The organism is Marinobacter sp. BSs20148 (assembly GCF_000283275.1).
GTDB lineage: Bacteria > Pseudomonadota > Gammaproteobacteria > Pseudomonadales > Oleiphilaceae > Marinobacter > Marinobacter psychrophilus.
In genome coordinates this window covers 1,837,481-1,849,976 of sequence record NC_018268.1, presented here as the reverse complement: position 1 = coordinate 1,849,976, position 12,496 = coordinate 1,837,481, and the positions used below count along the sequence as shown (strand labels likewise).

At 54.3% G+C, this 12,496-nt stretch carries 13 protein-coding genes; 7 read left to right on the top strand and 6 right to left on the bottom strand.

The window, feature by feature from the left end:
• The first annotated feature begins 1 nt into the window (after window position 1).
• Window positions 2-664: a cupin domain-containing protein gene (locus tag MRBBS_RS08345; RefSeq protein WP_014871027.1), complete on the top strand. Its 663-nt coding sequence runs from the start codon at window positions 2-4 to the stop codon at window positions 662-664.
• Here the strand turns inward: MRBBS_RS08345 and MRBBS_RS08340 are convergent.
• From MRBBS_RS08340 to MRBBS_RS08325, 4 genes are read right to left on the bottom strand one after another with little or no spacing between them, the layout of a single operon-like run.
• A complete protein-coding gene (locus tag MRBBS_RS08340) occupies window positions 661-1,191 on the bottom strand; it encodes a lipocalin family protein (protein WP_014871026.1) in 531 nt (176 codons plus the stop codon). The two genes, MRBBS_RS08345 and MRBBS_RS08340, sit on opposite strands and share 4 nt — an antisense overlap.
• 49 nt (window positions 1,192-1,240) lie before the next feature.
• Window positions 1,241-2,425 (bottom strand): MFS transporter, encoded by a 1,185-nt coding sequence (locus MRBBS_RS08335; RefSeq protein WP_014871025.1) that lies wholly within the window; start codon window positions 2,423-2,425, stop codon window positions 1,241-1,243.
• 3 nt (window positions 2,426-2,428) lie between these two features.
• Window positions 2,429-3,256: a CheR family methyltransferase gene (locus MRBBS_RS08330; protein ID WP_014871024.1), complete on the bottom strand. Its 828-nt coding sequence runs from the start codon at window positions 3,254-3,256 to the stop codon at window positions 2,429-2,431.
• 36 nt (window positions 3,257-3,292) lie between these two features.
• A complete protein-coding gene (locus tag MRBBS_RS08325) occupies window positions 3,293-4,222 on the bottom strand; it encodes a chemotaxis protein CheV (RefSeq protein WP_014871023.1) in 930 nt (309 codons plus the stop codon).
• Window positions 4,223-4,432: 210 nt separating this feature from the next.
• Here MRBBS_RS08325 and flgA point away from each other — a divergent pair, with 210 nt between their 5' ends.
• The 6 genes from flgA (at window position 4,433) to MRBBS_RS08295 (ending at window position 9,137) form a co-directional block, all read left to right on the top strand.
• Window positions 4,433-5,134 carry a flagellar basal body P-ring formation chaperone FlgA gene (gene flgA / locus MRBBS_RS08320; protein WP_014871022.1) on the top strand — a complete coding sequence of 234 codons (702 nt, stop codon included), beginning with the start codon at window positions 4,433-4,435 and terminating at the stop codon, window positions 5,132-5,134.
• Between the two features lie 206 nt (window positions 5,135-5,340).
• A complete protein-coding gene (gene flgM / locus MRBBS_RS08315) occupies window positions 5,341-5,661 on the top strand; it encodes a flagellar biosynthesis anti-sigma factor FlgM (RefSeq protein WP_014871020.1) in 321 nt (106 codons plus the stop codon).
• Window positions 5,662-5,668: 7 nt separating this feature from the next.
• On the top strand, window positions 5,669-6,139 hold the full coding sequence (locus MRBBS_RS08310) for a flagella synthesis protein FlgN (RefSeq protein WP_014871019.1): 471 nt from the start codon (window positions 5,669-5,671) through the stop codon (window positions 6,137-6,139).
• Between the two features lie 78 nt (window positions 6,140-6,217).
• Complete coding sequence (locus tag MRBBS_RS08305; RefSeq protein ID WP_014871018.1) at window positions 6,218-6,826, top strand: peptidylprolyl isomerase; 609 nt, start codon at window positions 6,218-6,220, stop codon at window positions 6,824-6,826.
• The gene (gene mnmC / locus MRBBS_RS08300; RefSeq protein ID WP_014871017.1) at window positions 6,823-8,493 is read left to right on the top strand and encodes an FAD-dependent 5-carboxymethylaminomethyl-2-thiouridine(34) oxidoreductase MnmC; all 1,671 of its coding nucleotides are present in this window, start codon (window positions 6,823-6,825) and stop codon (window positions 8,491-8,493) included. Before MRBBS_RS08305 ends, mnmC begins: the two co-directional genes overlap by 4 nt.
• Window positions 8,494-8,504: 11 nt before the next feature.
• Window positions 8,505-9,137 (top strand): CBS domain-containing protein, encoded by a 633-nt coding sequence (locus MRBBS_RS08295; protein ID WP_014871016.1) that lies wholly within the window; start codon window positions 8,505-8,507, stop codon window positions 9,135-9,137.
• Between the two features lie 44 nt (window positions 9,138-9,181).
• Here the strand turns inward: MRBBS_RS08295 and ligA are convergent, their stop codons facing one another.
• Window positions 9,182-11,278: an NAD-dependent DNA ligase LigA gene (gene ligA / locus MRBBS_RS08290; protein ID WP_014871015.1), complete on the bottom strand. Its 2,097-nt coding sequence runs from the start codon at window positions 11,276-11,278 to the stop codon at window positions 9,182-9,184.
• 1 nt (window position 11,279) lies between these two features.
• Entirely contained in the window at window positions 11,280-12,335 is a 1,056-nt protein-coding gene (zipA, locus tag MRBBS_RS08285) for a cell division protein ZipA (protein WP_014871014.1), read from the bottom strand.
• Between the last annotated feature and the right edge of the window lie 161 nt (window positions 12,336-12,496).

Below are 12,496 nucleotides of genomic sequence, written 5' to 3'. Positions count from 1 at the left end.
AATGCTGAATATGGATTTTGCCCGCAGGGTTGTAATTCACACCGGTGAACAGGAATGGATTGCCAGCCCTTCAGGTGGTGTGGACAGAAAACCATTGGCCCGAGAAGAGGCAGAGCGCGGCCACGCGACCAGTATCGTTCGCTATAAGCCCGGGGCCTCGTTCAGCCGCCATGAGCACCCACTGGGTGAAGAAATACTGGTGCTTGAAGGCGTGTTTTCGGATGAAACTGGTGATTACCCGGCAGGTACCTATATGCGCAACCCGCCGGGCACGGGTCACGCGCCTTTTAGCAAACCTGGCTGTACCCTGCTGGTAAAGCTGCATCAGTTCGACAAGCGCGATCGCACTCCGGTGCGAATCAATACCCAGAAAACTCGCTGGCTTCCCGGAATCGGTGGGCTGGAAGTCATGCCCCTGCACGAATTCGAGCACGAACATGTAGCACTGGTGAAATGGCCGGCCAATGAACGCTTCCAGCCCCACCGGCATTTTGGCGGGGAAGAAATCTATGTTCTTTCAGGGGAGTTTTGTGACGAGAACGGGCGTTATCCGCAAGGCACCTGGATAAGAAGCCCTCATTTGAGCCAACATCATCCTTTTGTAGAGCAGGAGACTGTTATCTGGGTAAAAACCGGCCACTTGCCTGTTGAACAGACGAGCTAATTGATGGTGCTGTGATCCACCACAATCAGCTCTTGCAGGTCAAACCCTGCATCTAGAGCCGTTTTTCTGAACTCTGCCATGGCCTCATCGCTTACCGTCAAGCTGCGTGACAGAAACCACAAATAATTCCGATTGTAGCCGGTAATGTAAGCCCGCTGGTACTGGTCATCCAGCTCGAAAATAACGTACGACGCATAGAAGGGGCCGAAGAAGGACACTTTCAGGTGGCCGTCAGTGTCTTCATTTACAAAGACCGCCCGACCCTCAGCTTCTTTCCATTCGTTTTTTTCGTCATTGTAACCGCGGTTGATCACTTTCAGACTTCCGTCCTCCTGCGATTCATACTTAGCCGTCACCCGGCTTAAACCTTGCTCGAAAGAATGGTCAAGCCGGGCAATTTCGTACCAGGTGCCCAGATAACGATCAGTATCCAGGCTGTTGATCGGCTGTATACCCTCAGGCAGGCCAGTGCAAGCACCCACAATCAATAACAGCGGTGCGATGATGAGTTTGCGTAAGTCATACACCGTAATCGTCACTCCTTACGGATGGTGGGAGGATGGTCAGCGAAGAGTATCAGTGAGACTGTGTGACGGCGGAATCGCGGCGCAGGTACCAAAAAAGCATAAGCCCAGAGTGCAATAGTAAAAGTGGGATCGCAAGCAACAGCAGGCCGGCCCAGCCAAGGGAGCTTAAGGCCAGGCCGGCTGACATAGACGCAACGGCCTGAAAGCCAAAAACCATCATGTCATTCAAGCCCTGCACGCGAAAGCGCTCGGAATCGCTATAGCCCTGCGGCAGTAAACTGGTGCCACCCACAAACAAAAAATTCCAACCAATACCCAGCAGAATAAGAGCGCTCAGGTAGTGATGAAAGCTGACTCCGCTGGCTGCCAGAGCGATGCAAATAAGATAGGCGACCATGCCCACTAGCATCATACGCCTTATGCCCACCACCCGAATTAACCAGCCGCTTATAAGCGATGGCAAATACATGGCCATGATGTGCAACTGAATGACTCGTTTGGCATCGCCTAGCGGGTGCCCTGCCATTTCGGTCATGCTAAGGGGCGTTGCCGTCATAATGAAACTCATGATCGCGTAACCCACCGCAGCGGCGCTGATGGCAACCCATATTACTGGATTTGCAAGGATTTCACGCATCGGCCGACCACCACCTTCATGCAGCGGTCGCGTTAATTCGCCGCTACTGCGGTAACCGAGCATCAATATGATCATCGCAGCAAGCTGAACCGCTGCCAGTCCCAGCCAGCTAGTCAAAAACGGGTGTAGCGGATCGTCACCTCCAATCGAGGCAATTTCCGGACCGACCCAGGCCGCAACCAATCCACCTAACAGAACGCGGGCTGCTGCGGTGCCGGCTAGCTTGGGAGGGACAGATTCCATAGCGGCAAAGCGGTACTGATGTACCACTGCAAGCCCGCTGCCGCCGAGTACCGCCGCTAGACACAAAAGGGCAAAAGAACCTTGCCAGGAGGCCAAGGCACCCACCCCAGCCGCGATCGTGCCCATAACCGTGCCCAACATCATAACCGGCTTGCGCCCGACGCGAGCCATAAGCCAGGTGGCCGGTTTGATAGACAACACCGTACCCACCACCACGAACGCAACCGGCAAGGTCGCGTATTCAGGGCTACCGGCCAGCGCCCGGCCCTGAATGCTGCCAATAAACACGATAAATGGCGCCGTGCACATGGCCATCGCCTGCGCCGCAATCAACACCCATACATTTAATGGCATAGTTTATTTCTTTCGGTAGATAATACCCGGACTGCACTGGACCATCTCGTACAGGTCAGTTAACCCTGTAAGGGATTCCGAAGCGCCCAGTATAAGATAGCCGCCCGGGTTCAAGGACGCGTGAATACGGGTAAGAATGTCGCGCTTGTGCTCCGCGGAGAAATAAATCAGCACGTTGCGGCACATGGCAATATCAAACTTACCTAGAAGATACCGCTCTAATAAGTTGATTTCCTTATACTCCACCATCGCTTTTATCTGTGGTTTGATCTGCCAACTGCCGTTGACAGCAGCGGTAAAAAACTGTTTTTGCCGCTCCGGCGACAAGCCCCGGCCAATAGCAATAGCTTCATATTCGCCGCGTCGCGCCGCGTCCAGAACCGTTTTGGAAATGTCGGTGGCAACAATCTTCACATCACGCAGGCGCCCAGGACGCGAGCGGCGATACTCTTCGATCACGATTGCCGTGGAATAAGGTTCCTGCCCGGTGGAGCAGGCCGCCGACCAGATGCGTAACGGTTGTGCCATTTTACGATCAGCAAAATCAGGCAGCAAAATATCCTGCAAAATGCGGAACGGATGATTGTCCCGAAACCATAGAGTTTCGTTGGTGGTCATGGCATCAATAACCACCTCGCTCAGATTATGGCGGCCCGGACGCTTCAAGCGATCGAGTAACTCGCCAAGAGAGCCTAGCTGATTGTCTTCCAGAATCCGGCGCAGCCGACTCTTCACCAGATACTGTTTATTGTCGCCCAGCAGAATGCCGGATGCGTCCTGTAAAAAGGTTTTGAACGCAACGTATTCCTGAGGAGTAATTTCAGCTTTCATGCGTTCTCGATTCTGACAGCCTGTGAAGTAACACGTTTATTTTCCATCAATAATATCCATAACCCGCTCGGCCAGTTCGTCGGGGCTGAATTTCGCCATAAAATCGTCTGCACCCACTTTCTGAACCATTGCTTTATTAAACACTCCGCTCAGGGACGTGTGCAGCATAATAAACAGTTCGCTGATCAGCGGATTTTCTTTGCAGCGCGCAACTAGTGTATACCCGTCCATTTCAGGCATTTCAACGTCAGAAATCATCATCGAATGATGATCCGTCGCCTTCGAACCGTCGGCGGTGATCTCTACCAGATAGTCCAACGCCTGCTTGCCGTCATTATGGGTGACAACATCCATGCCTATCGCTTTCAGGCAACGCTCGATCTGCCGCCGGGCCACACTGGAATCATCCACCACCAACACCGGAAGATGACCTTGAACCCGCGATGCATTGCGGCTGAGGATGTCTTCACCAACGTCTTCTTTTAACGGAGCCACTTCCGAAAGAACCTTTTCTACATCAATGACCTCAATGAGTTTTTCGTCAATTTTGGTGACGGCTGTCAGGTATACATCGCGGCCTGCGCCTTTGGGCGGTGGCAGAATATCTTCCCAGTTCATGTTCACAATACCTTCCACACCACTCACTAGAAAGCCTTGGGTTTTGCGATTGTACTCGGTAATGATCACAAAACTGGTGGCCAGATCTTCTTGAGGGATGGCCGGCATGCCAATCGCCATCGCCAGATCAATAATCGGAATAGTCGCGCCGCGTGTGTAGGCCACGCCGCGAACCACCGGCAGGCTGCTGGGAATGCTGAACAGCTTAGGGCACTGCAACACCTCTTTTACCTTGAACACATTAATGCCATAAATCTGGCGCCCGCGGAGCCGAAACAATAACAACTCCAGCCGGTTTTTACCGACCATCTGCGTACGCTGGTTAACGCTGTCCAATACACCTGCCATAGTTCTTTCTCCCGACGGCCGGGCTAACCGGCACAGTTTTTGCTCGCTTAAGAGTCTTGAAAGAGCAATTTTTCTGACATGCGCCAAAATATGGCGACTGCATATCAAGTTTAACGGCCAGTGCCCGCGAATCGTGATGCCACCGGAATTATTTTTGCGCAGCACGGCCGACTTCACCAACACACCGGCAAAACAGGACGCTTTCACATTATGCGCAACCACACTCTTGTCATCGCCCTGCTCGGCCTATGCCTAAGCTCATTTGCGCTAGCAAACTCTACCGCACACGATATTCACGCTGCAGCTAATCTGTTTTTGCAACAGTTTGCCACAGAACAGGCCGCCGCAGGCTATGAAGTCAGCTATGAAAGTGCAAAACCCGACCCCAGATTGTCATTGGCTGAATGCAATGGTGCACTGGATGTCAATTTCAGCGGTGATCCTTGGAAATCCGGCCAGCCCTCTATGTTGATCGAGTGCAGCGGGGAGCGGCCATGGCGCATGTACCTGAGCGCTACCGTAGACATTCGCGGACAGGCGTTGGTGGCTAGCCGCCCACTCGCCCGTGGCGAGCGCCTCCGCGCCGATATGGTGAGCCTACAGACCGTTGTGGTGAATGCCAGCCGCCGTGGGACCATCGCCAAAGCGCAGTCAATCATTGGTATGGAGGTTCGCCGGCCAATTAACAGTGGCTCGTTGATCACCCCGGATCTGCTTGCTGCCCCTGATGCCGTGGAACGTGGCGACCATGTGATGATCACCGCCAGCAGCGGTTCTTTCACCGTGAGTTCGCGCGGAAAGGCCTTGGCCAATGCAGCTATTGGTGAGCAGGTGCTGGTAGAAAACTTGCAGTCTTCACGGACCATCAAAGGTCGGGTGACTGCACCTGGCCAGGTGCTGATTCCGATGTAAGAAACAAACGAAAACAAGGCGACGCTAACCGGCACTTTCTTGCCGTTACATCGCATAAGCCCTTGCCGCCAAAGCACAAGCGGCAAAAACGAGCCGGCTACTTTTTGTAGAAACATATTAAAGCTTTCCGCGCCGCCGCCGTTACGCAATTATAAGCCATATTTTGCGCCCAAATCGGCGCAGCAACCAATACAGCAGGTAACAACATGTCCGTTGACTTCAATGGAATCAACCAAAGCCAAATCAACACGCAGCGCCCCACCGCCGATAAAGCCGGCAGCGCGGTCAAAAACGCAACTGCAGATCAGGCTACAGTCCAAAGCACGCAGGCCCGCGGTGAGAGTGTTAATTTGAGCAGCCAGGCCCGCGATCTTAAACAGCTAGAGCAAAAACTAGGCGACTTCCCGGAAATGAACGATGAGCAGATTTCTAAGATTCGCAGCGCTCTGGAAGATGGCAGTTACAAAGTAGACGCTCAACAATTGGCCCAGAAAATGCTTGATATGGATAAAAGCATATTCGGATAAATAAATTATGGCCGCTATTGATGATCTAAAACACCTTCTTGCGCAAGATGTCCGCCAGTTGTCTGCTATGGCGGATCTTCTGCGCGATGAGAAAGAGTTGCTGTCTACCTCTGACATCAAACAGCTTCAGGCACTGACCGACGAAAAGAACGCCCAGCTGGAGCAAATTCGCGAACGCGCCAAACTTAAGATTCACGCTTTGGTAGCGATGGGCTTTCGTCCTGAGAGCGGCAATCCTTCCCGCTTCATCGCCGCAGCTGGCTTGACCGAACTCCACCAGCTCTGGCGCCAAGCCGATCAGGCGCTGACCCAGTGCCAGCAGCTAAACCAAAACAACGGCCGGGTCATGGCCCACATGCAAAAACGCCTGGCTAGATTAAGTGATATAGTGCGCGGTTCCAGTAGCCGACAGAAACTCTACGGCGCTGGGGGCCAGCATACGGCGGTGTCATCCAGTACTATTCTGGCAAGCGCCTGACGCATTATTAGTCTGATATGCGTCGCTGCCGTGCTTTGACCACGTTTTTTAATCGCAATCTGCCAAGGTAGCCAGAGCATGCCCGCTGTAAAACGTTTTTTGTCCGCATTTTTCTTTTCAGTCCTAGCCGCAAGCTGCGCTCTAGTGGGCACCGTCAACGCTGATGATAGCGCCATTCAGGATCTGGTTAACGTCGACGTCATAACCTCCGAAGGCCAATTTACACTTCAATTGAGGCCCGATGTGGCACCGGAGACCGTGGCTAATTTTCTGGAATACGTGCGCTCGGGCTTTTACCAAGGCACCGTATTTCACCGGGTTATTCCAGGTTTCATGGTCCAAGGCGGCGGATTTAGCTCCGATCTGCAGTCCCAAGAAACCCGCGCCCCCATCCGCAACGAAGCCACGCCTTCATTACCAAACCTGCGTGGCACCGTGGCAATGGCGCGAACCAACGCACCAGACTCTGCAACCGCCCAATTCTTTGTCAACCTGACCGACAACGACTTTCTTAATCCAAACTCGCGCGGTGCAGGTTACGCGGTGTTTGGCAAAGTTGTTTCAGGCATGGACGTCATTGACGCCATTGCCAATACAGAAACAGGATCGCGCAAAGGCATGAGTGATGTTCCGCTTCAGACCATTACGATCGAAAGCATGTCGCTTGTTAAAACTATGACCCCATGACAGGGCCGGCGCTGGATCACGCTAAAATAACCTGGTTGGAGAATGGCCGGTTTTACTTAAATGGCTTCAGTAACCGAATTTATGACGAGCTCAGTCTAGAGACAATCCAGATTCAGCATGTTGAGCAAATCACGAACTCTCAGCAGACGGTCTTTGCCGCGGCCGAATTCGACCTCGGGCTTGATTTTCTGGCCTGTTGGCAGAACTGGATGGCTCAACGCCCTGAACCCGGCAATGTTCTGCATTTTATTTCCCACCAGCAACACCCCCTCAGCCGTGACGATCTCAAGCGTGCAGTGTCACTCTGGCCACAACTGGCCGAATTCAGCGAACAGCTGGTACAAGCTTGGCCACCCGCCGTGGCGGGCCTTCACCGATTAGTATTTGCGGATGGGCAAGTCCGACTGACACTGCACTTCGGCCCGCAAGGCGACGCCTGGCACGACCTGAGCAAACCCGATCCACAGCCAGCCTGCCGTCCGGATTCCGTGGTCATTATCGGCGCTGGCATTGCCGGTGCCTGCCTGGCGCGCAACCTGGCAGAACGCGGAGTGCCAGTACAAATACTGGATTCACTGACGCCAGGCCAGGCCGCTTCGGGCAACAAGCAGGGTGCGCTTTACGCCAAGTTGGGGGTGGATTATTCGCCGCAAACGGCGCTAGCGCTATCTGCACTGCTGTTCGCAGAGCGTTTTTATCAGCAGTTTCAGGCGCACCAAAGCAGCACCGGTCACGCGCCTTTTTTTCACGCCACTGGCCTTTTACAACTGGCCTTTAACGACCACGAACAACAACGCCAGCATAAATTTTTGGCCCGCAATCACTACCCAGCCGGCGTGCTGTATCCGGTGACGGCGCAACAGGCCACCGACTTGGTGGGTGTGACGGTTCATCGCGGCGGGCTCTGGTTCCCCCAGGGCGGATGGCTGGCACCGTCGCAATTGTGCCAGACCTTGGTGCAACATCCGCTGATCACAATACACCCCCATTGCAAAGTAACTGGCTTGGTCCGAAGCGACGGCTTATGGCAAATTAGTGCGCGACGGAGCAATGCGGCGACAGGGTCCGATAAACTCTTTAATCTAGAATCAGATCAATTGGTTATCTGCGCGGGTGCTCAAACCCTCGAACTGTTCCCCCAGGCGTGGCTGGCACCTGGCGAGCGCCTGCGTCTAAAGCCCATTCGCGGGCAAGTCAGCCATTTACCAGCGGCTGCAATCACCTCGCCCAACGCCGTTATTTGTGGTTCGCGCTATTTAAACCCACAGCACGACGGCATAGCAGTAACCGGAGCCACGTTCGACCTACGCGATGAAAACCCGCTGCCGACCACTGCCAGTCATCAGGAAAATTTGACGGAACTGGACCACTTGCTACCGGGCGTCGTAAATATTAATCACCCGGCTGTGGCGGACGAAATTCTGCAGGGGCGAGTGGCTTTTCGCTGCACCACACACGATTATCAACCAGTGGCAGGCGCCGTCGGCACGCAAAGCATGAACACTAATGCCGGTGCTTGGATGTTCACCGGTCTCGGCAGTAAGGGCCTGACCTACGCGCCGCTGTTGGCAGAATACCTGGCTGATCGCATGTGTAACCAACCAGCTGCCCTACCCGATGCGTTGGCACACAGACTCCGTGTCGAGCGCGTTTTACAACAGGAATAAAGGAAGCGCCCATGTCTATCCACGTTAGTGAGCCAGGCCGGCCAATAGGAACGCGCCTGCCAGAAATATTTCGCAACCGCCGGGTGGGAGACGTGAGCGAGGTGCGCGAAAGCGCAAAAATAAAGCCGGAGTACAGCGAAACAACAGACGCAGAATTCCAGGCGGGGGTGCAGGCTGGGAAACGAAAAGCCCAGCAGTATGGCCGCAGTACCGCCGGCGAACCTATAGAGCATCGCGCCTACTTGCCGGTATCGACTATGTGTGTGCCGGGCGTAGCGTCGATACCGGCAACAGCCACTCTAGCGGAGGCCTTGACCGCCATGGGGGAGAACCAGACTCGCCACTTAGCGGTTATGGTGGGCAACGACATCATTGCAGGCATGGTCAACGAACTCTGGCTGTTGGCTTGGGCCAACGAGTTCCCGGGCAATGCTGCAGGTCAAAGCTTGGCAACTATCGAGTTGCCAGCGTTTTTGACCGCGTTTCCAGAAACCGACGCACATCAGCTTGCACGACTGATGCTGGCACATCAGCTGGATGCAGCACTGATTATTGATAACGCTGGCGAGCCAATGGGTATCGTTACGAGCATCGACTATCTGCGTCTTTATGCCGATTCAGGCAGTTATCGAGCTGACGTCTGACGGCCAATAACACCAATCTTGTCATTTGATGCCATCAAGCGCAATCAGACCTCCACGTCATGCCCACGCAGCAGGTCTAATAGACCCTGCTCACTCAAAACCTCAACGCCTAACTGCTGCGCTTTGGTCAGTTTGGAACCCGCCGCTTCACCGGCCACCACGCACGACGTCTTTTTCGACACGCTGCCTGCCACTTTTGCGCCCAAACCTTCTAGCTTTTGTTTTGCCTGGTCGCGGGTCATCTGCTCCATAGTTCCGGTCAGCACCCAGGTTTGCCCATGCAGAGGCATACTGGCCGCAGTAATTTCCTGGGTTTGCCAGATCACGCCGGCCTGTTTCAAACTCTGCAGAATTTCCTGGTTATGGGGCTGCTCAAAAAAACTGCGCAGGTGCCCAGCCACAATGGGCCCAACGTCAGACACTGCTTGTAGGGCGTTTTCATCGGCTTCGGCAATAGCCTCCAGACTGCCAAAGTAGCCGGCAAGGCCTTTGGCAGTGGCCTCGCCCACTTCACGAATACCCAGCGCGTAGAGAAACCGCCACAACAAAGGCTGGCGAGAGGCATCAATAGCAGCAATCAAATTACTCGCAGACTTGTCGCCCATGCGCTCCAGCCCGATCAGGTCTGCTTTGCGCAACCGATACAGATCGGCAATGGTTTCAACCTTTTCACTGTCCACCAGAATATCCACCCACTTGTCACCCAGACCTTCTATGTCGAGCGCTTTACGTGATGCGTAATGGCGGATGGCTTCTTTGCGCTGAGCCGGACAAAAAAGGCCACCAGAACAACGGGCAATCACTTCGCCTTCAATCTGTACAACGTCTGAACCGCACGCCGGGCATTGCGCCGGAAGCTCTATTACCCAGGCATCGACGGGCCGTTTGTCTTGCACCACTTTGACCACTTTTGGAATAACATCACCGGCGCGGCGAATAAACACGGTGTCGCCGATGTGCAAATCCAGCCGTCGCACTTCGTCCATATTGTGCAAAGTTGCGTTGGATACCGTAACACCACCGACAAATACTGGTTTTAAGCGGGCCACGGGCGTAATAGCGCCGGTACGGCCGACCTGAAACTCCACGCTTTCAACTACCGTCAGCTCTTCCTCAGCCGGGAATTTTTGTGCGATCGCCCAGCGCGGCGCGCGGCTGACAAAGCCTAGCTGCTGCTGAAGATCCAGACGGTTTACCTTGAACACAATACCGTCGATTTCATAAGGAAGTCTGTCGCGTTTGGCCATCAATGCTTCGTAGGCCTCAAGGCACTGATCGGCCCCATTGGCGAGAGACATTTCAGGGTTGATGCGAAAGCCCCACTCACTGACCTGCTGCAAACCTTTCCAGTGTGTAGGCGGCAGCGCTGAATCGTCAGAAACCGCTACGCTGTAGGCGCACATTTCCAATGGGCGCCTGGCGGTCACGCTGGACTTTTTCTGGCGCAGACTGCCGGCAGCGGCGTTGCGGGGATTTACAAAGGTTTTCTCACCACGCCCCGCCAGTCGCTGGTTAAGCCGATCAAAACCGGCGCGAGGCATATACACCTCGCCTCGCACCTCTACGGTTTGCGGAAAATCACCACCGCGCAGGGTGAGAGGCACAGACGCAATGGTCCGTATATTGGCGGTAATATCTTCACCGGTGTAACCATCGCCGCGGGTGGCAGCGCGAACTAGCTCTCCGTTCTGGTAATGCAGACTGACCGCCAGGCCGTCGAGCTTGGGTTCGCACACGTACTCTATGGTTCTCTCTTCCTTCGAGCCCTCTTCCTCCGTGCTGTGTTCCTTAGTGCTGCTTTCACCCGCGGTTTTGCCCCGGTTCAGGCGCTCACGCACGCGGCGATCAAAATCCCGTAACTCATCGGCGCTGAAGGCATTATCCAAAGACAACATGGGGATACGATGGATCACTTGCGCAAAGTTGGTTTCTACCGCGGAGCCTACACGCTGGGTCGGCGACGTTGCCGTCGCCAATTCCGGATACTCGGCTTCTCGCGCCTGCAATTCACGGAATAGCCGATCGTACTCGGCGTCGGGAACTTGCGGATCGTCAAGCACGTAATAATGGTGGTTATGATCGGTAATGGTTGTGCGCAGTTGGTCAACCCGGTCACGCACGCTGGTACTGACTGAGCTCATGTTAATCCCGTTTTGAACGTTGCTTACGCTCGAATTCGCGGATCCGCTGGCGGCAGTGCTCAGCGGTCTGTGATGTCATCACACTGCGGCGTTCGTCTTTTAGTTCACCTCCGAGATTACGCACCACGGCCTGTGCTGTTTCGTACATGAAGTTAAAAGCCTGCAGGGCATTACCCGGTCCGGGCAGGCTCATAAAAAAGCTGATGCCGGGCGTGCTCAGAGTCCCTATTTCTGCGGGTCTGAAAGTGCCCGGCTCAACTGCACTGGCTACGCTGAATTGCACAGGGCTTGCAGTATCGGTGGTTTCGTGGCGGTGGTAGATGTCCAGATCACCGTATAGCAAGCCACAAGCTTCCAGCAGCCGCTGCAGAGCCGGACCCTGAAAATCCTCACCAGCACGGGCCAGTACGTTGATAACAATCACTTCTTTGGCTGGCGGGCGGTTGGCACCTGGCAAAGGCTGAGAAGGGTCGCGGGGCGGATGTACTGCCTTGGGCTTCGGCGCAGGCTTCTCAATGACAGGTAAATCTACGTCTTCATCAGCGTGGCGGCTATCAGGGTAATCGCTTTCAAAGCTACTGGTGTCGCCTACGTCTGCGCTGAACGGCTCGGGTTTCCAATGATCTTGGGTGCCACTCAGCGGCGCTTCGGTAAATTCACCGCTGTCGTGATCTGCGTTGGCACTATCAGCAGCGGTAACAAACGCCGAATGAGATTTGGGTGCAGCTGCCACTGTTGCAGGTTCGGAGCTTTTGTTTCGGCCTGTTGCAATCACCGGCCGAGTCGGTTTTTGCACCTGGGGCGCAGTCCGTGATTTTTTCTTGGACTTGCGATCCTGGTCCAGCTCGTTACGGGAAAGGGTTCGAGCACCGCCTGATGGCAGTTCCGGGTTGAAATGCTCGTCCAGCGGCGAATCCTGCAGGTTATCAACGCCCATGCCAGAAGAAATAGCCGAGGACTCTCTGCGCGCGCGGCGCATGCGCCGAATGCCGTCAACGACAATACCAATAATGACCAGGGTACCGATGGCAATTAGCCATTCCCTAAGTGGTGACATAGTGCTGCTGTCCTGTTTGCGGATCGAAGAATATTGTTACTGTCAACGTCAGTACTATGAAAGTCAGTACTATGAAAGTCGGTACTAGCAACTTTAGAACTATCAACGTGAGTACTATAAAAATTGAACCCGCGTAATACAACGCTCAAACACGGCTTATG